15 protein-coding genes and 8 pseudogenes are annotated in these 23,300 nt (G+C 30.6%); 19 read left to right on the top strand and 4 right to left on the bottom strand.

The genetic code is table 11. The annotated features are described in order from the left end of the window. Nucleotides 1-11 precede the first annotated feature (11 nt). From ACZ1HD_RS16960 to ACZ1HD_RS16935, 6 genes and pseudogenes are all read left to right on the top strand, one after another. Nucleotides 12-392, top strand: a complete 381-nt coding sequence (locus ACZ1HD_RS16960) for a hypothetical protein (protein WP_472688128.1) — start codon at nucleotides 12-14, stop codon at nucleotides 390-392. Then, nucleotides 389-952, top strand: a complete 564-nt coding sequence (locus ACZ1HD_RS16955) for a carboxypeptidase-like regulatory domain-containing protein (RefSeq protein WP_472688127.1) — start codon at nucleotides 389-391, stop codon at nucleotides 950-952. Before ACZ1HD_RS16960 ends, ACZ1HD_RS16955 begins: the two co-directional genes overlap by 4 nt. A gap of 86 nt (nucleotides 953-1,038) precedes the next feature. Beyond that, nucleotides 1,039-1,308: a hypothetical protein gene (locus ACZ1HD_RS16950; RefSeq protein ID WP_472688126.1), complete on the top strand. Its 270-nt coding sequence runs from the start codon at nucleotides 1,039-1,041 to the stop codon at nucleotides 1,306-1,308. Between the two features lie 185 nt (nucleotides 1,309-1,493). Further along, a complete protein-coding gene (locus tag ACZ1HD_RS16945; RefSeq protein ID WP_472688125.1) occupies nucleotides 1,494-1,781 on the top strand; it encodes a hypothetical protein in 288 nt (95 codons plus the stop codon). Between the two features lie 59 nt (nucleotides 1,782-1,840). Next, nucleotides 1,841-2,944 (top strand): TonB-dependent receptor plug domain-containing protein, encoded by a 1,104-nt coding sequence (locus ACZ1HD_RS16940; RefSeq protein WP_472689399.1) that lies wholly within the window; start codon nucleotides 1,841-1,843, stop codon nucleotides 2,942-2,944. A 158-nt stretch (nucleotides 2,945-3,102) separates the two neighbouring features. Beyond that, nucleotides 3,103-5,878: pseudogene (locus tag ACZ1HD_RS16935) on the top strand (TonB-dependent receptor). 76 nt (nucleotides 5,879-5,954) lie between these two features. On the opposite strand, the pseudogene ACZ1HD_RS16930 reads toward ACZ1HD_RS16935, so the two are convergent. The 4 genes and pseudogenes from ACZ1HD_RS16930 to ACZ1HD_RS16915 form a co-directional block, all read right to left on the bottom strand. Beyond that, nucleotides 5,955-6,715, bottom strand: a pseudogene (locus ACZ1HD_RS16930) (UDP-2,3-diacylglucosamine diphosphatase). Between the two features lie 15 nt (nucleotides 6,716-6,730). Further along, on the bottom strand, nucleotides 6,731-8,233 hold the full coding sequence (locus ACZ1HD_RS16925; RefSeq protein ID WP_472688124.1) for a S41 family peptidase: 1,503 nt from the start codon (nucleotides 8,231-8,233) through the stop codon (nucleotides 6,731-6,733). An 84-nt stretch (nucleotides 8,234-8,317) separates the two neighbouring features. Further along, nucleotides 8,318-8,744 (bottom strand): annotated as a pseudogene (locus ACZ1HD_RS16920) (deoxycytidylate deaminase). Nucleotides 8,745-8,805: 61 nt separating this feature from the next. Further along, nucleotides 8,806-9,386 (bottom strand): annotated as a pseudogene (locus tag ACZ1HD_RS16915) (HupE/UreJ family protein). Between the two features lie 231 nt (nucleotides 9,387-9,617). Between ACZ1HD_RS16915 and ACZ1HD_RS16910 the strand changes: the two are divergent. From ACZ1HD_RS16910 to ACZ1HD_RS16850, 13 genes and pseudogenes are all read left to right on the top strand, one after another. Continuing rightward, entirely contained in the window at nucleotides 9,618-10,823 is a 1,206-nt protein-coding gene (locus ACZ1HD_RS16910; protein WP_472688123.1) for a polysaccharide lyase 6 family protein, read from the top strand. Further along, a complete protein-coding gene (locus ACZ1HD_RS16905; RefSeq protein WP_472688122.1) occupies nucleotides 10,796-11,191 on the top strand; it encodes a hypothetical protein in 396 nt (131 codons plus the stop codon). The genes ACZ1HD_RS16910 and ACZ1HD_RS16905 overlap by 28 nt, the downstream gene beginning before the upstream one ends. A 104-nt stretch (nucleotides 11,192-11,295) precedes the next feature. Further along, nucleotides 11,296-11,994, top strand: a complete 699-nt coding sequence (locus tag ACZ1HD_RS16900; protein ID WP_472688121.1) for a hypothetical protein — start codon at nucleotides 11,296-11,298, stop codon at nucleotides 11,992-11,994. 457 nt (nucleotides 11,995-12,451) lie between these two features. Next, nucleotides 12,452-14,733, top strand: a pseudogene (locus ACZ1HD_RS16895) (chondroitinase-B domain-containing protein). A 74-nt stretch (nucleotides 14,734-14,807) separates the two neighbouring features. After that, nucleotides 14,808-15,834, top strand: a pseudogene (locus tag ACZ1HD_RS16890) (polysaccharide lyase family 7 protein). Between the two features lie 4 nt (nucleotides 15,835-15,838). After that, the gene (locus ACZ1HD_RS16885; RefSeq protein ID WP_472688120.1) at nucleotides 15,839-16,309 is read left to right on the top strand and encodes a gluconokinase; all 471 of its coding nucleotides are present in this window, start codon (nucleotides 15,839-15,841) and stop codon (nucleotides 16,307-16,309) included. Between the two features lie 11 nt (nucleotides 16,310-16,320). Next, on the top strand, nucleotides 16,321-16,884 hold the full coding sequence (locus tag ACZ1HD_RS16880; RefSeq protein ID WP_472688119.1) for an NAD(P)-binding domain-containing protein: 564 nt from the start codon (nucleotides 16,321-16,323) through the stop codon (nucleotides 16,882-16,884). Then, nucleotides 16,842-17,720, top strand: a complete 879-nt coding sequence (locus ACZ1HD_RS16875) for an NADP(+)-dependent, decarboxylating phosphogluconate dehydrogenase (protein WP_472688118.1) — start codon at nucleotides 16,842-16,844, stop codon at nucleotides 17,718-17,720. Before ACZ1HD_RS16880 ends, ACZ1HD_RS16875 begins: the two co-directional genes overlap by 43 nt. Before the next feature lie 29 nt (nucleotides 17,721-17,749). After that, nucleotides 17,750-17,983 (top strand): hypothetical protein, encoded by a 234-nt coding sequence (locus ACZ1HD_RS16870; protein ID WP_472688117.1) that lies wholly within the window; start codon nucleotides 17,750-17,752, stop codon nucleotides 17,981-17,983. Then, the gene (locus ACZ1HD_RS16865) at nucleotides 17,946-19,025 is read left to right on the top strand and encodes an NRAMP family divalent metal transporter (protein ID WP_472688116.1); all 1,080 of its coding nucleotides are present in this window, start codon (nucleotides 17,946-17,948) and stop codon (nucleotides 19,023-19,025) included. Before ACZ1HD_RS16870 ends, ACZ1HD_RS16865 begins: the two co-directional genes overlap by 38 nt. A 38-nt stretch (nucleotides 19,026-19,063) precedes the next feature. Continuing rightward, nucleotides 19,064-20,148: pseudogene (locus tag ACZ1HD_RS16860) on the top strand (polysaccharide lyase family 7 protein). A 10-nt stretch (nucleotides 20,149-20,158) separates the two neighbouring features. Further along, nucleotides 20,159-20,923 (top strand): SDR family NAD(P)-dependent oxidoreductase, encoded by a 765-nt coding sequence (locus ACZ1HD_RS16855; RefSeq protein WP_472688115.1) that lies wholly within the window; start codon nucleotides 20,159-20,161, stop codon nucleotides 20,921-20,923. Between the two features lie 98 nt (nucleotides 20,924-21,021). Further along, nucleotides 21,022-23,293: pseudogene (locus ACZ1HD_RS16850) on the top strand (alginate lyase family protein). Nucleotides 23,294-23,300: the final 7 nt, after the last annotated feature.

Raw genomic sequence — 23,300 nt, 5'->3', positions numbered from 1 at the left:
TAAATTTATAGATGTTTTCGAAAATAGTATTTTTAAAATTTTTATTACTTGTTTTTGTTGCATTTATCACCTTACCTACACTTTCTCAAAATTATAAAAAAGAAAAAGTTCCTTTAGCTGTTTTACTAGATAAAATTAGTAACGAACACAAGATTTTCTTTACATATAACGCTAATTTACTAGCGAATAAGTTTGTGCAAGAAGAAAGTTTTGTAAACTTATCTTTAAAAGAATCTATTTCTTTATTAGAAAAAATTACACCCTTTTTATTTGACGATTTAGGAAATAGTTATTACGTTATTTACAAAAGAAAGAGTCTAATAAACGAAAAATTCACGCTAGAGGAAATACCGTTTTTAAGAAGGATATTGTTGTTGATAGCGCATTTTTGAATAAAAAAATTACAGTTAAAGGTATTGTTTTAAGTTCAGAAAATATTCCTTTAAGCGGTGCAACATTGCAAGAAGAAAAAACTTTAGTAGGCACAACCACAAATGCAGATGGTACATTTGAATTCGAGGTTTTATCTAACAACAGTATTATTGTTAGTTTTATTGGTCATAATTCTAGAATATTACAATTGTATCCAAATAAATTTCATACCATAATATTAGCATCAGGACAAGATTTAGATGAAGTACAAGTGGTTGGTTCTAGAAATAAAAACAGAGTTGCAAGCGATACGCCTGTTGCAATAGATTTTATAGATATCGAAAAAACAGCTACAAAAAGTAGTCAAGTAGAAGTAAATCAGTTTTTGCAATATGCAATTCCTTCATTTAATGCTACCAAACAATCTGGTGCAGATGGCGCAGATCATATAGATCCCGCAACTATTAGAGGCTTGGGGCGAGATCAAACTCTAGTTTTAATTAACGGTAAAAGAAGGCATCAAGCTTCTTTAATTAACCTTTATGGTACCCGCGGTAGAGGTAATTCGGTACAGATTTAAATGCAATTCCTATTTCAGCCATTAAAAGAATAGAACTTTTAAGAGATGGCGCTTCTGCTCAATATGGTTCAGATGCAATTGCGGGTGTGTTAAACATTGTTCTAAAAGACAATGATAATTCACTAGATGTTAAGTCTACTTTTGGTTTTTACAATGCAGACCCTAATCGTTTTTTTCCGAAAAGAACAGATGGTTTTACTACTAAATTGGGTTTAAACTACGGAACAAAAATAAGTAAAAATGGATTTTTTAATTTTTCTGCAGAAGCAATTTCTTTAGAAAACACCACAAGACCAGCAACAGAAGCGAGAGAAAAATACGGGCAAGCAGAGATAAAGGGAGTAAGTTTTTTTTAAATTCAGAAATTCCTATTTATAAATCGACAAAACTTTACTTTAACGGAGGCGTAAATTATAAAAATACAGAAGCTTTTGCGTTTACAAGAAAACCGCAAAGCGAACGAAATGTTCTAGAAATTTATCCAACAGGATTCAATCCTTTAATCACCTCAAAAATAATTGACAATTCTTTTTCGGTTGGTTTGCTAACAACTTATAAAGATTGGAGTGTTGATTTAAATAATACTTTCGGAAGAAATAACTTTCATTACTTTATTAAAAACACCTTAAATGCAACTTTGGTAGAAAATTCGCCAACAGAGTTTGATGCAGGCGGGCATCAATTGATTCAGAATACAACAAGTGTCGATTTTTCAAAATATTTTAATGAAAAAACTTACGGATTTAATGTGGCACTTGGTTTAGAGCATCGTTTAGATAAATATAAAATTTTTTCGGTGAAGAAGCCTCTTATGCTGCTTACGATGTAAATGATAATTTAGTAAATTCTGATACTTCTTTAGAAGATTATAAAACGTTTAATGGTAAAATAAGACCTGGAGGATCACAAGGTTTTCCTGGGTATTCTCCAGAAAATGAGTTAGATAAAAGTCGCTCTAATTTTAGTTTTTATTTAGATACAGAAGTAGATTTTTCTAAAAAATTTATGATTGGTTCTGCTGTTAGATACGAGTATTACAGTGATTTTGGTAGCACATTAAATTTTAAGTTTGCTTCTCGATACAAAATTTCAGATAAATTTAATTTAAGAGGTTCTTATAGCACCGGTTTTAGAGCGCCTTCTTTAGCACAAATATATTTCAACTTAACGTTTACTAATTTTATTGGCAGCAAGCCGTCGGAGTCTTTTTTAGTGCCCAATAATAGTCCTATAGCTAGAAGGTTTAATATCGAAAAATTAAAAGAAGAAAAAGCCAAAAACTTTAGTTTAGGTTTTGCTACAAAATTTAATAAGTCTTTTAATGCAACCTTTGATGCTTATTACGTTGCAGTTAAAGACAGAATAATTTTAAGCGGTAATTTTGATGCGTCAGATTTGGGTTTAGGCATCGAAAATGTACAGTTTTTTGCAAACGGAGTTAGTACAAAAACAACTGGTATAGATGTTGTTTTAAATTGGTATAAGAATTTTGAAAACAGCAAGCTTTCATTAGACTTTTCTGGAAATATCAATCACATGATAATTACAGATATTAATAATAAAGAGTTAGATGAAGAAACTTTTTTTGGCAAAAGAGAACAACAATATTTACTAGCTTCTGCACCAAATAACAAATTTAGTTTGGGTGTAAATTATCAGTATAAGAAACTTAAAACGGCTTTAAATTTTACAAGATTTAGTAGCGTTAAACTAATCGATTGGCAAATTAGTCAAGATTTAGCTAATTTTAATAATTCAGAAGCAGAAAGGTTAGATGCTTCTATAGATATTTATCAGCCAAAATTAACAACAGATTTACATTTTAGTTATCAATTTAATAAACTAATAAATTTGCAAATTGGTGCAAATAATCTTTTTAATATTTACCCTACAAAACAAGAAAGCTTTACTGATAGCGGAGGTTTGTGGGATGCTACGCAAATGGGAACAAATGGTTCTTTTTACTACACAAAATTGAATATAAAATTATAAATACTGACGATTCATTTAAGTTTTTTGATTTTTATTGAAAAAAGTCAATTTAAAAAGAGTATACTTTTATTTTTTTGTCTTATGTAATAAATCGAGCATTTCATTTTGTTAAAATGGATAGTTCAATTTAAACACATTTACTAACTAATAATTTATTTATGAGACAAAAGTATTTATTAAAACTATTTACAGTTGCTTTTATGTTTATGCTGCCGCTTGGGTTTATGGCACAAACTATAAAAGGGAAAATTACAGACAAATCTGGTAGTGCATTACCTTTTATGAATGTTTTGGTTAAAGGAACTTCTATAGGAACAACTACAAGTGATTCTGGAGAGTTTAGCCTTAACGTTAAAAGTTTACCAGCTACATTAGTAGTGTCTTCTATAGGCTACAAAACAAAACAAATTAATGTTACAGATACTTCTTTTCTAAACATTACAATAGAAGAAGGAGATGAGTCTTTAAATGAAATTGTAATTACGGGTTCTAGAGCACCTGCTCGTAGTAATACAAAAAGTCCGTTACCAATAGATATCGTTTCGTCTAAAGATTTAGTTTCTACAGGACAAACAACTTTTGATAAAGCATTACAGTACAAAATACCTTCTTTTAATACGGTACAAACTCCTGTTAACGATGCAACATCTTTATTAGATCCTTATGAAATTAGAAATATGGGACCAAGTAGAACGTTAATTCTTATAAACGGTAAACGTAAAAATTTAAGTGCATTATTGTATACACAAACTTCTCCAGGTAGAGGAGAAACAGGTTCAGATATTTCCGGTATACCAACAGATGCAATTAAATCTGTAGAGGTTTTAAGAGATGGTGCTTCTGCGCAATATGGTTCTGATGCAATTGCAGGTGTAATAAATATTATATTAAAAGATAGTCCAAATGCAGGTTCTGCAACTTTAAGAACAGGAATTACTTCTGAAGGAGATGGAGAAATGTTTGGTGTAAGTGTAAATAATGGATCTACAATTGGTGATGACAAAGGTTTTATTAATTATACAGTAGATTTTTCTAAAACAAGTTTATCAAATAGACCAGGAACAGTAGATGCTGCTGGAGAAGCTGCAGATTTTGGAGCAAATATTGCAGATGTTCAAGAGTTTTTATCTAGAAGACCGGATGCAGGAAACATTAACGGAGCGCCAGAAACTGCTGCTGCTAAATTTTTAATTAATGGTTCTTATAAATTAAGTGAGCAGTCTAACTTATATTTTAATGCTGCATTTGTAAACAAGAAAGTAAATTCTTTTGCAAACTATAGAACTCCGTATTGGAGAACCGTTACAGATTTCCCTTATTTAGCAGATTTCTTTCCAGGAGACAACCCAAATACAGCAGGAGGTTATGATGGTTATGTACCAACTTTTGAAGGAGATTTAAATGATTACAATGCTACAGTTGGTTTTAAATCTGTAATTAACGATTGGAATGTTGATGCAAGTTTTACAACCGGTGGAAACTCGCAAACTTATAAAGTAAACAACTCTCATAATAGAAACTTTGTGTATTCTCCTTCTACTTGGGTAGATGCTAATAACAACGGAACAATTGATGATGGTGAAGTTACAGAAGGTTCTCAATTATATAGAGAAAACAGTAAAAAATCTTTTGATCCAGGAGGAACTTCTTTTTCTCATAATGTAGGTAATATTGATGTTTCTAAGATTCTTTCTGATAATTTAAGTGTTGCTTTTGGTACAGAATTTAGATATGAAACTTTTGAAATTATAGAAGGTGAATTAGGTTCTTATGATGGTGGAGGAGCAGATTCTTTCGCAGGAAATAGCCCGAAAATTCAGGTCAATTTACACGTTATAACTTTGGTGGTTATGCTTCTTTAAACTGGAATCCTACAGAGAATTTAACTTTAGATGGTACAATTAGAAGTGAAAATTATTCAGATTTTGGAAATGCTTTTGTTTGGAAAGCTAGTGGTGCTTACACAATAAATGATAAGTATACATTAAGAGGTTCTTTATCTACAGGATTTAGAGCGCCAACATTACATCAAATTTATACACAAAAAGCTCAATATAGTTTTGTGCCAGGTCAAGGTATTCAAGTAGGTGGTTTGGTTAACAATGTATCTTCTCAGGCAGGATTGTTAGGAATACCTAAATTAAAAGAAGAAACTTCTACAAACTTTACTTTAGGTTTAGGAGGAAAAGTAAACAGAAACCTAAGTTTTACAGTAGATTATTATAGTATTAATGTAGAAGATAGAATTGTTTTAAGTACAGAAATCACACCACCAGCTTTACCAGCATTTGATGGTTTATCAGATTTAAGCTTTTTCGTAAATGCTTTAGACACTAAAACTTCGGTTTAGATGTTGTAATTGGTTATAATAAAATAGAATTAGGAGATGGTAAATTAGGATTTAATTTATCGGGTAACTATACGATCAAAAATGAGAGAGATGGCGAAGTTAAAAACCCTGCTTCTGTAGCTGCTACAGGTCAGTCTGTTGTTAATGCAACTCAAGAAGCATTGTTTTTTACTTCAAGGCCACAAACAAAATGGATTTTAGGTTCTACTTATGATATTAATAAGTGGGGATTCTCTTTAAACAACACGTATTTTGGTAAAACAACATTTAAACAACAAGGTTTAGATGCTAATTTAAGAACAGAGTTTACACCAAAAGTTGTTACAGATTTAGGAATCAACTTTAACGCTACAGAAAAGTTAACTTTAGCTTTAAACGTTAATAATTTATTTAATGTTTTACCAGAATGGAGCTTTAAAGCAGAAAACGCAGCAGGAACAGCAATTATTAATGATCCGGCAGCAATTAAAAATCAATCTAACTTGATAACTTTTAACCAACGTTATTCTCAAATGACGTATGATGGTTACCACTTTAGCCAGTTAGGTACAATGTTTAATTTATCTTTAAACTACCAGTTCTAAAGAATAATTATATTTGATTAATTGAAAAACGCTACTTGAAAAAGTAGCGTTTTTTTATATTTATATTGAAGAAATATTAGTCCTTTTTAAGAGAAAGTGTTTCGTTTTCGAATTCACCAAATGTAAAATACTGAATCCAATCTCCTAAGTTTATGTAAGTAGAATTTTCTTTTAGTTTTATTTCTAAAGGAAGGTGTCTGTGCCCAAAAACAAAATAATCGTAGTGTTTTTGTGTTAGCTTCTTTTACAATATTGTACTAGCCATTCGTTATCTTCTCCTAAAAACTTAGCGTCTTCATCACGATAAATCATTTTGTTTTTTACAGACATATGTTGTCCTAATTTAATACCTAAATCTGGATGAAGCCATCTAAACATCCATTTAAATAAAGGAAAAGTAAATACTTTTTTCATGCGTTTATAGCCTTTATCACCTGGGCCTAAACCATCACCATGTCCTATTAAAAAAACTTTATTATTTATTTTAAACTCTTGCGGACTGTGAAATACCGGAATATTTAATTCCTTTTCAAAATAATCGTTCATCCATAAATCATGGTTTCCAACGAAAAAATAAATAGGAGTTCCAGCATCTTTAATTTCTGCAAGTTTGCCTAAGACTCTAACAAATCCTTTAGGTACAACTGTTTTGTATTCGAACCAAAAGTCGAATAAATCGCCTAATAAAAAAATAGCTTCAGCATCTTTTTTAATAGTATTTAACCAATTTACAAACCGTTGTTCTCTAGGAAAACTAGCTTCTGTAGTTGGTGCTCCTAGATGTTGATCAGAAGCAAAATATACTTTTTTGTTATTGGCTGTAGTAATAGAAATCATTGCTACAAAGTAAAGCTATTCGTTGTTAGTTTCCAACTCTAAAACTTTTTGAAGCATTTTGTCGTCTTTATGAATAATTCTATAAAAACCAACATCGCCAAAAAGTACGTTTGCAATAGATGCTTTTAAGTATCTCTTAATGCTTTGTTTTGTTCTAAAAGAAGGTTTTATTTTGTCTTTAATTTCTGATAAATAAGTATTGTATATTTTGTCGTCTGTATCAAAATCATTTATAAAAGATTCGATATTCCAAGTAGATAATTCTTTTCTATTATTATCTACATAATCAAAAGCAAAATCGTTAATTGTGTTAAAATAATATCTATTCATGTAAGAAGTTGTGTCTACAGCAACAAAAACATCAGGAATAATACCACCACCGCCATATACTATTTTTCCTTTAGGTGTTTTAAAACTTAAAGAATCTACTACTTTTATACTGTCTTTATTTAGTAATTCTCCTCTATTTATTCTTTCTTGATAGTCTTTATAATAGTTGCTATTTCCGTTACCGTAATATGGTTTTTGAATAGATCTACCGGTTGGTGTGTAATAACGAGCAGTAGTTAATCTTACTGCAGAACCATCGCCTAAATCCATTTCTATTTGCACCAAACCTTTACCAAAAGAACGTCTACCAATTATGGTTCCTTTGTCGTTGTCTTGCAAAGCACCGGCAACAATTTCTGATGCTGATGCTGAGTTTTCGTCGATTAAAACATATAAACCACCTTTTTCAAAATCTCCTTTAGATGTTGCAAAAGATTCGTCGATATCGCCTTTATTGTCTTTTGTAAAAACAATTAATTTATCGTCTTCTAAAAACTCATCAACAATACTGTTCGCAATGTCTATAAAACCACCGCCATTGCCACGAAGATCTAAAACTAAATCTGTCATACCATCGTCTATTAAACTATTTAATGATGATTTAAATTCTGAATACGTGTTTCTTGCAAAACGATCTAGCTTTATATAGCCAATAGAGTCGTTAATCATGTAAGATAAATCTACACTTTTGATGTTTACTTTACCGCGAGTAACATCTACTGTAAAAATAGAATCTGTACTTTTTCTATAAATTTGAAGCTCTACTTTGGTACCAGGTTCTCCTTTTAAGTATTCTCGCACTTTGTTAGCAAAAACATTTACACCAAACTTGTTAAACATATTTTGCCCAAATAAAGTGTCTTGGTTTGCCATTAAGATTCTGTCGCCGGCTTTAATACCTGCTTTAATACTTGGACCTCCTTTTATAGGCTGAATTACTGTAATTGAGTCTGAAATCATTCTAAATTGAACACCAATACCAACAAAATTACCTTGCATGTTTTCTTTAACAGCTTGTAAGTTTTCTTTAGGAATATAAACAGAATGTGGGTCTAGTTTACCCAACATTTGTGTAATTGCACCATCTAATAAACTATCTGTAGAGACTTTGTCTACATAATCGTTTTCTATAAAATTTATAAGTTTTTTTATTTTTTGTTCTTGAGAAGAGCTTTTCGAAAAAGACATTAAACTGCTAGAGTTTCCGCCAAAAGATAATCCTATTAAAATTCCAAAAACAACAGCAACTGCAAGAAATAATGGAAGGTTTTTTTATTCATAAGGTAAATTCATTAATTCTACGCCAGCCTTTTCTAAAAATTTTAAACCGAGAAAGATCTTTGTATGCATTAGCATAAACAACTCTTTTAATACCTGCTTGATGAATTAATTTACTGCATTGCGTGCAAGGAGATAAAGTAATGTAAAGTGTTGCGCCTTTTGCAGATTGAGTAGAACTTGCAACTTTTAAAATTGCGTTTGCTTCTGCGTGTAAAACTTCCCACTTTGTGTCTCCGTTGTCATCTTCACAACAGTTGTCAAAACCCGTTGGGGTTCCGTTAAATCCGTCTGAAATAATCATTCTATCTTTTACAATTAAAGCACCTACTTGTTTGCGTTTACAATGAGAAAGTTTGCCCCATTCTAAAGCCATTCTTAAGTAAGCTTTGTCGTATTTTAATTGCTTCTTTTCTGTCATAGTTTACGAAAGTATAAAGATTAATAGAATTAAGACGTTAATTATTAGTCAAAATTTATAGTTACCAAAAAACTCTGTCTAACATCATTTGTATAGAAAAACCGATTACGATAGAAGAACAAACTAAAATCCAATCTCTTCTTGTTACCTTAAAAAAGTTTTGTAAAAGAGTACCAATTATTAAAATTCCTAAAACAATTATTATTTGTGCAGCTTCTATACCAACAGCAAATTCTAATAATGGCATTAATTTATCATCTTCTTTACCAATCATCATTTTAAAATAATTAGAAAAACCTAAACCGTGAATTAAACCAAAGAATAAAGCAAATACTAAGTTGGTGTTTTCTTTACCATAAGATGATTTTTTAGCTGTAAAAACATTAATTACACCCGTAATAAAAATAGTAACTGGTATTAAAAACTCTATCAGTTTCATATCTATATTTAAAATGCCGTAAGCAGATAAAGCTAAGGTTATAGAATGACCAATGGTAAAAAGTGTAACCAACCATAAAACTTTTTTAGTTGGTTAAAACTGAATACTACAGCTAAAACAATTAAAAATAAAATATGATCGTAAGCATTAAAGTCTAACACGTGGTTAAGACCCATTTTAAAATATAAAATAAAATCGTCCATTTTTGTTGAATTTAGAGGAAAATCAAAGATATTAAAAACTTAAAACAACTCTAAATTATTTTAGAAACTATTATTATTGGTAAACCAGTTTGGTTTACCAATAATAATATGGTTATATTTGTGTTGTTGGCTTGTTTTTAATTGGTTAGTTGTTTGTAGATCATATAACTAATCTATAAAAACATTGTTTTTAAGCTAGCATTACTTTTTTTATTTTTAAAATAATCTTTGATGAAAAAATATCTTCTAATTTATATTGTAATTCTTTTCTTTAATACTCATGATTTTGAAGCTCAAGAAAAATTTGTAGCTAGTATTTCTGAATATAACGAGGCAATTAAAAAAGCAAAAGCTGGTGATGTACTTATTCTTAAAAATGGTGTTTGGAAAGATGTCGAAATTAATGCTTATGGTAAAGGTACTAAAGAGTTGCCAATTGTAATAAAAGCTGAAACTGCCGGTAAAGTTATAATTACAGGAAATTCTACCTTAAATATCTATGGAGAATTTATTATTGTTAGTGGTTTATGGTTTAAAAACGGAAATTCTACTTACAAATCTGTTGTTCAGTTTAAAAAGAATACCAAGTTGTTTGCCAATAATTGCCGTTTAACAAATTCTACAATTTCTTATTTTAAAGTTACGCCAGGTATAAAAGATCATTGGGTAGATATTTGGGGTAAAAATAATAGAGTAGATCATAATAATTTTACTGGAAAAACAAGTGCTGGTACAACATTAGTTGTTTGGTTAAAAGGAAACGAGCATATAGAAAATAATCATAGAATTGATAATAATTTATTTGGTTTTAGAGAAGAACTTGGTGAAAATGGCGGGGAAACAATTAGAATAGGAACCAGCACAAATTCGATGAAATCTTCTAAAACCCTCGTAGAAAGAAATGTTTTTGCAAGTTGTAACGGAGAAATAGAAATTATTTCTAATAAATCAGGCGATAATATTTTTAGAGATAATTTGTTTGTTGGAAGCAAAGGAACTTTAACATTAAGACACGGTAACAATGCTTTAGTAGAGAGAAATGTTTTTTTAGGAAACGGGGTTAGTAAAACTGGCGGAATTAGAGTAATTAATTGTGGTCATATAATCAAAAATAATTTACTAATCGGATTACAAGGAGAAGGTTACAGAGGTTCTATTGTGTTAATGAATGGGGTTTTAAACTCGCCCTTAAATCGATATCATCAAGTTAAAAATGTAGACATTCAAAATAATACAATTATAAATTCCGGTCCGTTAGTTTTTGGTGCAGGTAAAGATGATGAGAAAACCTTAGCTCCAGAAAACGTTAATTTTTCTAACAACCTAATTTTTAACAATAAAGCTGCTAATAATATACAGTTTGTAGATGCAGTTTCGGTATTAGTTTCAATACAAATTATATCGATGCAATGGATGGTGATGTTGTTGGATTTTTAAAAACTAAAATCAATTGGAAAGAATTAAAAAATTATCCAATTCCGACGAAAGAAAATCAAGATTTACTTAAAGTAACTAAGAATAATTTTAGTCCTGTAAAAGATATTACAAGAAAATTAAGATCAGTATTAAATGCAGGTGCTTTTAATTTAGGTTCAAACAGATTGCCGATTGCTTTAAGCTTAAGAGCTGGTCCAGGTTGGAAACCAAAAATAGTTGCATCAAAGGTAAAACCGCAAGAAATATTAGTAAAACCTGGTGTTGCAACTTTAGAAAAAGCTGTAAAAAATGCTGTTAAAGGAACTGTTTTAAAATTAGAAGCAGGAGCATTTTTATTGAAGAAAAAATTAAGATTACAAAAAATGTAACAATTATTGGTGCTAAAAATGCAGCTTCTATAATCTCTGTAAGCGAGGATGTAGAAAATCAATTAGATTATATCTTTAGAGTTAATGAAGGTGCAACGTTTAAATTGTCTAATGTTACTTTAAACGGAGAAACAAAATCACCTAAATACGCCATTGTATCACCCAACAAACAAGAAGGCGGTTTGTACAAAGTATTTGTAAACAATGTGATTTTTAAAAATTTTAAAAACAAAAACGGCGGTAGTGTTTTTAAAGCTTACAACGGTACGTTAGCAGATACTTTAAGTTTTAAGAATTCTAAATTCGAAGATAACTATAGAGGTTTAAATTTATCTTACGATAAAGATATCTTCGGGAAAATTAATGCGAATAATATCATTTTACAAAATTCTGTTTTTAAAAATATTGAAGGTGAAGCGTTAAATTATATCAGAAAAATACCATCACCGGAAATTCCTGGTGGAAATTTGGTTGTTAAAAACTGTGTTTTTAGCAAGGTGAACAATAAAGAGAAAGGTCAATTTTTAAAGACCAACGGAATACATAAAGTAACAATATCTAATTCTGTTTTTGAGAAAAGTTATAACATTAAAGTTCCTTTGGATTTAAAAGGGAGTAATAATATTGTGTCTAATTGTTTGATTTTTTCTAGCGGATTTGTAAAAGTTAGCAAAAACGCGAAGAAGATAAATTTAATTTATAAGAACCCTAAATGGGAAGATCAAGCATTATTTGTTCCTAGTGAGAAATCAGAATTATTAAAGAAAAATAATAAAAGAGAACGCATTGGCTTACTAAAATAAGAGCTAGTTTCTAAAATGAAAAAAAGTATCTATTTGTTTTTTTCTTCGGATTATAGCTGTTATTACTCACGATTTTTAAAATATTGATGCGCATATTAAAGTAAACGATTTGAAGAAAGTGTTTTTAACAAATTGTATTCAAAACTTATTACAGGTTTAAGGGTGTAGTAATGTTAATATCAATATTGAAAAAACATTTAATTTAAAAAGAATTAGATACTTGTAATTTTTTAACAATTTTTAGGTGAAATACATTTTAAAAACGGTTAAAAATTATCGTAAATTCAGCAATGCTTTTTTAACCTTAATTTCTTATTAACACAAAATATTTCAAAAATTGAAATATAAAACCTATATTTGGTTTACCAATTTGGTAAACCAATTGTGATTTTAGCAGAAATTACTTACTAAATTGTACATTTTAGCAACAAAACATTAACTACATTTTAAAAATTTTATGAAGAATTTAATTTTAGTAATCACTACTTTATTTTTATTCATTTCTTGCAATGAAACATCAGTCAATAGTATTTTAGTAAACAATTCATCAGAATTATTAGATGCTGTAAAAGAATTAAAAGCAGGTGATGAAATAGTATTAAAAAAAGGAACTTACAAAGATGTAGAAATTAAGCTGATTGGAGAAGGAACCGAAAATAAGCCAATTAAACTAAAAGCAGAAACGCCAGGAGAAGTTTTTATAGAAGGTGCTTCTAGCTTAGAAATTAGTGGAAATTATATAGAAGTAAGCGGTTTGTTTTTAGAAACGGATATTCGCCAAAAATAAATGTTATCGCTTTTAGAACTAGTCCTAAAGAAGTTGCCAATCACTCTAAAGTTACCAACTGTGTAATTTTAGATTTTAATAATTTAGAGCGCGATCAAGATAATCTTTGGGTGCAGTTATATGGTAAACATAACGAATTTAGCAACTCTTATCTTGCCGGTAAAACAAATGGTGGTCCAACTTTAAGAGTAGATTTAAAAGGAAATCAAAGCATTAGAAATTATCATAAAATTATAAATAATCACTTTGGTCCAAGACCAAGAAAAGGTGGTGCAAGAGGTGAAACGATTCAGTTAGGAAGTAGTTTTACATCAATGAGTCCTAGTAACACGTTAATTGCAAATAATTTATTTGAAGAGTGTAATGGTGAAGTAGAAATCATTTCAAGTAAAACCAATTTCAATATTATTAAAAATAACGTGTTTTATAAAAGTGAAGGTTCTGTTGTTACACGTCACGGAAACTACGTTACGATAGACGGAAATTATTTTATTGGAGATGGCATAAACGATCAATATGGCGGAATTAGAATAATAAATACCGGTCATTGGGTAATCAACAACTTATTTTACAAAATAAAAGGTAAGAATTTTAGAAGTCCGATTGCTATAATGAACGGAATTCCGAAGTCACCATTAAACCGTTATAATCAAGTTACAGATGTTGTAGTTGCCTACAATACATTTGTAGATTCTAGCTCACCATGGCAATTTGGTGTAGGAACAAATATTGCGCAAGCAGATGTTTTACCAAAGTCGGAAATTAGATCTGCAAGACCTTTAAGAACCGAAGTTGTAAATAATATTATTTATAATTCTGAAGGTGATGCAAATCCAATTATTGAACACGATAAAGCCGATGGCGTAACATTTGCAAGTAATATTATCGATAATAACGAAGTAGAAGTTAAAAACAATCATGGTTTAATTACTAAAGATTTAACCTTAACAGATATTGGTTCAAACTTATCTGTACCAACTTCAGGATTCGATGATGTAGAAGTTTATAAAGGCTACGATTTTGAAACGATTACGAATGATTTATTAGGAAATTCTAGAGGAAAAACGAATACAATCGGAGCAATTTCAAAAGCTGAAGACATAAATTTAGATTTGTTAGATAAATCTAAATATGGTGCAGATTGGTTTTCAAACGAAGTAGAAGCAAAAGAAGCAACAACACATACTGTTGCAAATGCTTCGGAATTGGTTAGCAAACTTGAAGCAGCAGAAAGTGGAGATATTTTAAGTTTAAATGATGGTATTTATAATATTTCAGAATCTTTAATTATAAATAAATCAATCACAATTCAATCTAAAGGAAATGCTGAAATTGTTTATGCAGGTGCAGCAAATACGCCAGCTGTCGAATTACATCCTTATGGGAAATTAACTGTAAAAAACATCAAGTTAAAAGGCACAGGTTCTCAGCAAGCATTCGCGAGTTTAAAAAAGAACATGTCTAATCATTTTGGATTGGAAATATTAGATTCGGAAATCAGTAATTTTAATTATGCTTTAAAAGTATACAAACAATCTTTTTCTGAGGAAATCATCTTTAAAAATACTTCAATTTCAGACTGTGAAAACGGTTTAGAATTATCCGAAGAAACAAATGACAGAGGTGATTATAACACAGAATATTTAACTGTTGATAATTGCAAATTCGCAAACGTAAAACAAAACGTTATCGATTATTATCGTGGTGGTTATGATGAGTCTACAATTGGCGGAAACCTGTTAGTTACCAACAGTACGTTTACTAATTCCGGTGCTAAAGAAAAAAACGGAATGCTGTTAAATCACAGAGGAATTGTAAATGTAAACATCAATAACAACACGTTTAAAAACAATAAAGTACAATTTGTTTCAATTCTTTGGGGAGCAAAAAACAATGTACAATCAAACAACACTTTAATTAATTCGGGAAAATTAAAACCGAAGAAAACTTAAAACAAACCTTAATGTATTAAGATATTGTAGCGAAAGCTAAGAAATACGTTAACCACAACTTTATATAATTTTTCATGAAAAAACTACCTCTTATAATTGTAGCAATTTTAACAATTGTTGCATGTAAAAACGAATCAAAAAAGAAACAAGAATCTAGTGCTGTTTCAACTACAAATACTATTAAAAAAGCACCAAGCGATGTCATTCCGTTTATGGATAAATGGAAAATCCTTTTAGGTGACGGAACAAAATCTGAAGATTTAGTAGGTTTTCAAAAAGATGATTTTTTCTATGTAGAAACTGAAAATGAAACGGATTGGGTAGTTTATAAAACGCCAAATTCGGTATAACTTCTAGAACTTCTAGCAATACAAGAACAGAGTTAGGTGAAAAAAACATTGGATTCCAGAAGAAGGCGGAAAGCTAACAGGAACTTTAAAAGTAAAACACGTATCAACTACAGGAGATGCTACAGCAGCTTCGTCATATTCGGTTGTTGTTGGGCAAATTCATAGTGACGAAGGTCATGAAAACGAACCTTTAAAAATCTATTACAAGAAATTTCCAGGTCATACAAAAGGTTCTGTGTTTTGGAATTATGAAATCAATACAGAAGGAGATAATATTGGAAGATTCGATTATTCTACAGCAGTTTGGGGACACGATTTCTCCGTAGTTGGTAAAGATGCAACTAGTTATCCTGAAGAACCAGAAAATGGTATCGCTTTAAATGAAGAGTTTAGTTACGAGGTAAACGTCTATAAAGGTATCATGTATTTAACTTTTAAAAGTGAAGGTCATGAAACGGTAACATTTACTAAAAGTTTGATAAAATCGGAATTTGCAACAAGAGAAGCTGTGCCGGAACAAGTAAAACGCGTTTATGCAAATAGAGAAAAAGGTGGAGGTGTTGAAAGAGCTATCGCTTATGCTGGCGAGATTAATTACTTTAAACAAGGTGCTTATAACCAAGCAAACTATAAATCTACAAAATCAGAAATTTATGGAGGTGATATTGCTAAACAATACGAAAACGGAAGTTATGCCGAAGTTTGGTTTAAAACTGCAACTGTAGGAGAAGCAACAGCACCAAATAAATAGCATTTTGAATACAGTTGTATTTATAATGGGAGTTTCTGGTTGCGGTAAAAGCACTATTGGAAACTTATTGGCTAAAGAATTAGAGATTCCTTTTTTTGATGGAGACGATTTTCATCCGGAAAGTAATATTAGAAAAATGTCTAATGGAGAAGCTTTAAATGATGAGGATAGACAAGGTTGGTTAGAGACTTTAAACGATTTGGCGAAAAAACAAATCGAAAACAATAGTTGTGTAATTGTCTGTTCTGCGTTAAAACAAAAGTATCGCGATACATTAGGTTTTGGGATTCAAAATCAAACAAAATGGATTCATTTAACAGGAACCTTTGATCAGATTTATAAAAGAATGCAAAATAGGGTAAATCATTTTATGCCTTCAGTATTATTAAAAACACAATTTGAAACTTTAGAAAATCCTGAAAATGCAATTTCTATTGATATTAGTTTCACACCGAACAAATTATTAAAAAGATAAAACAGCATATAATGAAAACATCAGAATTTGGATTGTTTGGTTTAGGTGTTATGGGAAAAAGCCTGTGCAGAAATTTAGCCAATAACGGATTTAAAATCTCGATGTTTAACAGACATGTTGATAATGTTGAGGTTGGTGTCGCGAAAAATTTTAAAGCACAATATTCGGAATTATCGCAAGCGCAAGCTTTTGATGATATTTCTGCATTTGTAAATTCTTTACAGCAACCAAGACGCATTATGTTAATGGTAAACGCTGGTAAAACTATTGATTATGTGATTGGAGATTTACTGCCTCATTTATCTAAAAATGATATTATTATTGATGGCGGAAATTCTAACTATAAAAAAACGAAAGAACGTTACGATTATTTAAAATCTAAAGGCATTCATTTTATAGGAACTGGTGTTTCTGGTGGAGAAGAAGGCGCTTTAAAAGGACCTTCAATTATGCCAAGTGGAGACAAAGAAGCTTACAATAAAGTCGCTCCTTTTTTAGAAACTATTGCTGCAAAAGATAAAAACGGATTGCCATGTTGCACTTATGTTGGTCCGAAGGAAGTGGACAATTTATAAAAATGGTGCATAATGGCGTTGAGTATGTTGAGATGCAATTATTGGCAGAAGTAACCACTATTTTAGGAAATTTAGGTCAAAATCCTGATGAAATTTCTAATACTTTAGAATCCTTTAAAAACGATGCGAATAGTTACTTATTAGAAATTACAACTACTATTTTCAAAAAGAAAGAAGGTGACGATTGGTTGGTGAAAAAGATTTTAGATAAAGCAGGAAATAAAGGTACAGGTAATTGGACTACTATCGCTTCCGCAGAACTTGGTGTGCCAAGTACATTAATTAGTTCAGCCTTGTTTTCAAGATATATTTCGTTTTATAAAGAAGAAAGACTTCAGTTGAATTCATTTTTTAAAACAGAAAGGACTTCAGAATTAAATATTTCAACTAACCAGCTTTTAGAAGCCTATCAATTTGCAAGAATTATAAACCATTATCAAGGTTTTAAATTGATTGCAGAAGCTTCAAACAAATTTCAATGGAATCTTAATTTAAGTGAAATTGCAAGAATTTGGACAAATGGTTGCATTATTAGATCAACTTTAATGGAAGAATTGGTTACTGTTTTTAAAGAAACAAACAATATTTTAACCAATGAAGAATTAATCAATTCATTGAAACAATTGAAACCTTCGGCTAAAAAAGTAGTTTCAGAATGTTTATTAAATGATTTAACAACACCAGCTTTAAGTGAAGCTATTCAGTTTTTTAACGGAATTACTAAAGCTTACGCTTCGGCAAATGTAATACAGGCACAACGCGATTATTTTGGTGCGCATACTTATTTGAGATTGGATGATGATTCGGGAACACCACATCATACCAACTGGAACTAACAAAATTAACTAACCAACGCATTACTATTATGGACGAAAGCACACAAAAAAAATCATTTCTTAAAAAGATTATTGCTATTATTTTAGGTTTTGGACCTGGTATTTTTGCTATTGGTTATACTATTGGTACAGGTAGCGTAACGTCTATGATTGTTGCTGGAAGTAAGTTTAATATGGATTTACTTTGGGTATTATTTTTAAGTTGTTTGTTTTCTCGGAATTTTGATGTTTGCCTACGGAAATTATGGATTAATAACATGTGAAACTGCACTTTACGGATTCAAAAAACATTTAAAATTTGGTAAAGCATTAGCGATATTAATTATTGTTGGTATCACCTTTGGTCAATGGAATTCTTTAATGGGAATTTTAGGAATCTCATCTAATATTATCTACGAGATTTTAGCAGTCAATTTTGATGGATTAAGTGGTTATAAATATGAAACCGTTTTAATAACAGCAATTGTAATAATTATTACTTTTTACTTATTAATGTTGGTTGGTAAGTATACTTTTTTCGAAAAAATACTAGTCATTTTTGTAACCTTAATGGGTTTATCATTTGTGTTATCATTATGTTTTGTACAACCATTGCCATTAGATGTTGTTAAAGGTTTAATCCCTAAAATACCAGATGTTCCAGGAGGAAAAATGTTAGTAGCAGCTTTTGTTGGTACAACTATGGCTTCGGCAACTTTTTTATCAAGACCCTTATTTGTAAAAGGAAAAGGTTGGACGATTAATAACTTAGATCAACAAAAAAAGGATTCTATTACAGCAGCTATTTTAATATTTATAATAAGTGGTGTTATTATGGCTGTTTCTGCAGGTGCTTTATTTTACGAAGGTAAAGAAGTAACACATGTCTTAGATATGGCAAATACTTTAGAACCAGTAGCAGGTAAATGGGCTGTTACAATTTTCTTTTTTGGAGCCTTAAGTGCTGGATTATCTTCAATATTTCCTTGTTTATTAATTGCTCCATTATTAATTGCAGATTATCAATCAGGTGAGTTAGATACCAATTCTAAACAATTTAGAATTATAACTTTTATTGCTTGTTTGGTTGCTTTAATTGGTCCTGCTTTTGGTGCAAATCCAATAGAAATTCAAATTTTATCGCAAGTATTTAATGTCTTCGTATTACCACTTGTAATTCTAGGAATCATCATTATGGTGAATAACAAAAAAATAATGAAAAACTATAAAACCAGTTTGTTTGTTAACATTGGTTTGTTTGCATCGCTACTTTTCGCATGCATCATTTCTTATAACGGAATTATAGCGTTAACAGAATATTTTTAATAGGAACTAAGTAACTTTTAATTTAAAAAATTTAAAATATGTTTAATAGAAAAAATATAACAAGATCTTTAATTGCATGTATACTTCTACTTACATTAAATAGTTGTAAAAAAGAAACTAAAAAACAAAGTGTAAATGATGTGCAAAAAAAGGTATATGCAAGTGAGGTTATTCCGTTTTTTGATCATTGGAAATTAATTTTAGGAGATGGTTCTAATGTTGGTTTTGCAAATAACTTTGAAAATAATGACTTCTTTTATACGACAAAGGAAAATGGTACAGATTGGGTAGTTTTTAAAGCTCCAAATGCTGGTGATACTCACGGTACATCAAACAACACAAGAACAGAGTTGGCACAAGCAAAAAAGTGGTATCCAAAAACTGCAAACGATAAATTAACAGCAACTTTAAAAGTGATGAATGTTTCTGCTACTGGCGATGCTAGAGTTGCGGCTTCGCATGCAGTTGTTGTTGGTCAAATTCATAGTGCTGACAAGCACGAAAATGAACCACTTAAGATTTTTTACAAAAAATTTCCTGGTCATACAAAAGGTTCTGTTTTTTGGCATTATGAAATTAATACAGCCGGAGAAGACAATGCTGGGAGATGGGATTTTTCTACAGCAGTTTGGGGAAATGATTTTTCTGTAGTTGGCGAAACTGCAAATACATACCCGGAAGAACCAAAAGAAGGTATCGCATTGGGTGAAGAGTTTAGTTATGAAGTTGAGGTAAAAGACGGAATAATGAAATTGACATTTACAAGCAAAGGCCATGAAACAAAAACGTTCACAAAAAATTTGATTGAATCTGAGTACACCACAAAAAAAGATATTCCAGAACAAACTCAAAAACTTTTTGTACCAATTGGTCAAGATGGTGTTGAGCGTAAAGATGCTTATACAGGTGAAGGTTGTTTTTTTAAATTAGGAGCATATAATCAAACAAACGGTAAATCTCCAGAGGTTAATAAAAATTGGTGTTCGGTGCAGAAACTCATAACGGAGATGTCGCAAAACAATATGCAGACGGAAATTATGCAGAGGTTTGGTTTAAATCAGCAAGTATTTCAGTAAGTGAGACTGCTGTTTCTAACGAAGGTTATTTTACTAAAAACGATTAAAAAAAGTAATATGAATAATAAATTAAAAGGAAAAAATGTATTAGTTACTGCTGGTGCACAAGGTATTGGAGAAGCGATTACAAAACATTTTATAGATAGCGGTGCAAACGTTGCTATTCATTATTTTTCAAGTTCAGAAACTGCAAATAAATTGGTAGCTTATGCTGTAAAAAATAACGTAAAAGCTGTAGCCGTTAGTGGTGATTTAACAAAAGAACAAGAAGCTAACAAGGTAGTTGGTAAAACTGTAGAAGCTCTAGGTGGTTTGGATATTTTAATTAACAATGCTGGGTCTTTAGTTGCACGTAATTTATTAGAAGATTTAAAAACTGATTTTTGGTATAAAGTAATGGATATTAACATGACATCTATGATGTTAGTTACAAGAGCAGCAGGTCCCTATTTAGCTAAAAACACAAATAGTAGTATAGTTAATTTAGCATCGCTTGCAGGTCGTAAAGGTGGTCATCCAGGGTCTTTGGCATACGCTACAAGTAAAGGTGCAATATTAACATTTACAAGAGCTTTGGCAACAGAGTTTGGAGCTCAAGGAACAAAAGTAAATGCTGTTGCTCCGGGTTTAATTTTAGGAACTTCATTTCATAATACACATACTACAAAAGAATCTGCAGCAGCTACAATAGCTGGTATTCCTATTGAAAGAGCTGGTAATGCAGATGATGTTGCAAGAGCCGTTTTATTTTTGGCTTCTGAGTACGATGGTTTTATTACAGGCGCAACTTTAGATATAAACGGTGGTGTTTATAACATGTAAAGCAACAAGGTGTAAAATTAGAATTAGAGAGCGCTATTTTTGTAACTAAAATATTATTCATATATTGGTAAACCAATTTGGTAAACCAGTATATTGTCATGAAAAAATATTTTAATTTTCATTTAATTATAGCGCTTTTAATCTTCGGATTTACTTCTTGTAACAATAAAAAGAATGCAGTTGGCGAAAATTCTTCAAAAACTGAATCCTCTCAAGAACATCCTAAACTTATTTTAACTGCTCAAGGTGTTAAAGATATAAGAGCTCAGTTAGGAACTATTCCTATTTTCGATAAATCTTTAGAAGCGGTAAAAATAGAAGTTGATGCCCAAATTAAAGCAGGAATTGATGTACCAATTCCTAAAGATTATTCTGGAGGTTACACGCATGTAAGACATAAAAAAACTGGTTTATACTTCAAAAAGCAGGTTTATTATATCAAATTTTAGATGACGAAAAATATGCCAAGTATGTAAAAGACATGCTAATGGAATATGAAGCGTTGTATAAAACTTTGCCATTACATCCAAAAACTAGGTCTTATGCAAGAGGAAAATTATTTTGGCAATGTTTAAATGATTCTAATTGGTTAGTGTATGTAAGTCAGGCTTACGATTGTATCTATAATTACCTAACGGAAGAAGAACGAAACAAATTAGAAACAAATTTATTTAGACCATTTGCAGATCACATTTCTGTGGATAGTCCGCAGTTTTACCAACGCGTACACAACCATAGTACTTGGGGAAATGCTGCTGTTGGAATGATAGGTTTGGTTATGGATGACGAAGAATTAATCAATCGAGCTTTATACGGAATTAAAGATTTAAAATTAGATGCTAATAAAAAAGATGACGATGGTGGTTTTTTAAACAAAGACGGAAAAGCAGGTTTTTTAGCAAATATAGAAGAGCCTTTTTCGCCGGATGGTTATTATAACGAAGGGCCTTATTATCAACGTTATGCAATGTATCCGTTTTTGGTTTTTGCAGAAGCATTACATAATGTAAAGCCAGAACTTAAAATTTTTGAGTATAAAGAAGGTGTACTTCTAAAATCTATAAATGCACTTTTAAATTTATCTGATGCAGATGGTGAGTTTTTTCCATTAAACGATGGTCAAAAAGGAATGTCTTATTACACAAATGCTTTGGTAACAGCTGTAGATGTGTCTTATCATTTTGGCAATCAAAATCCTGGTTTGTTATCAATTGCAAAAGAACAAGATAAAGTCTTGTTAGACGATTCTGGTTTGGCAGTTGCGCTTGGAATTAAAAATGGAAAAGAAAAACCGTTCTCTAAAAAATCTATTAATTTATCTGATGGTCCTGAAGGAAAACAAGGCGGTGTTGGTATTTTGAGAAATGAAAATTTAGAATTGGTTTTTAAATATGCAGCACAAGGTTCTAGTCACGGACATTATGATAAATTATCGTATTCATTATATGAAAATGGGGAAGAAGTTATCCAAGATTATGGATTATCTCGTTTTGTAAATATCGAACAAAAAGGAGGTGGTAATTACCTAAAAGAAAATAAAACTTGGGCAAAACAAACCATTGCACATAATACAGTTACTCAAAATGAAACGTCTCATTTTAAAGGCAAATACGATATAGGAAGTTTACATCATTCCGATTTAAATTATTTTTCTTCAGAAAATGAAACGGTACAAGTAGTAAGTGCAATTGAAAAAAATGCGTATCCAGGAACTGCAATGTTGCGCACGATGGCTATTATTAAAGACGAAGATTTTGAAAAGCCATACGTGCTTGATATCATGAAAGTTACTTCCGCTACAGCGAATCAATACGATTTTCCTTTTTATTATTTTGGGCAAGTATTACAAACAAATTTTGAATATAATTCACCTGAAACATTGAAGCCATTAGGTGCTAAAAATGGATATCAGCATTTATATTTAGAAGGCTCAGGAAAAGCATCAGAAGAAAACACTAGGTTTTCATGGTTTAACAATAATAAATTTTATTCGTTAACTACAATTACGAATACAAAAGACGAATTACTATTGACTAGAATAGGTGCTAACGATCCGAATTTAATTTACGTAGTGATCCGGCTTTAATGTTAAGAACTAAAAATGCTAAAAATAGAACATTTGTTTCTGTAATAGAATCTCACGGAAGCTACAGTGCGGTGTCAGAATCTGCAGTAAATTCTAAAAGTAGCATAAAATCAATAAAAACACTTTTAGATTCGGAAGATTATACAGCTATCGAAATTACTAATACAAAAGGTAATGTAAAGGTATTTGTTACGGTAAATATAAATGCTTCAGAAAACACAAAACATAGTATAACAATTAACGGTAAGAACTATGAATGGACAGGTTCTTATTATTTTAAATAAAATAAAT

The sequence above is a fragment of the Polaribacter sp. HA6-7 genome (assembly GCF_055693625.1).
Note: the sequence above shows the minus strand (reverse complement) of the source record. Positions and strands in the feature narration are given on the sequence as shown.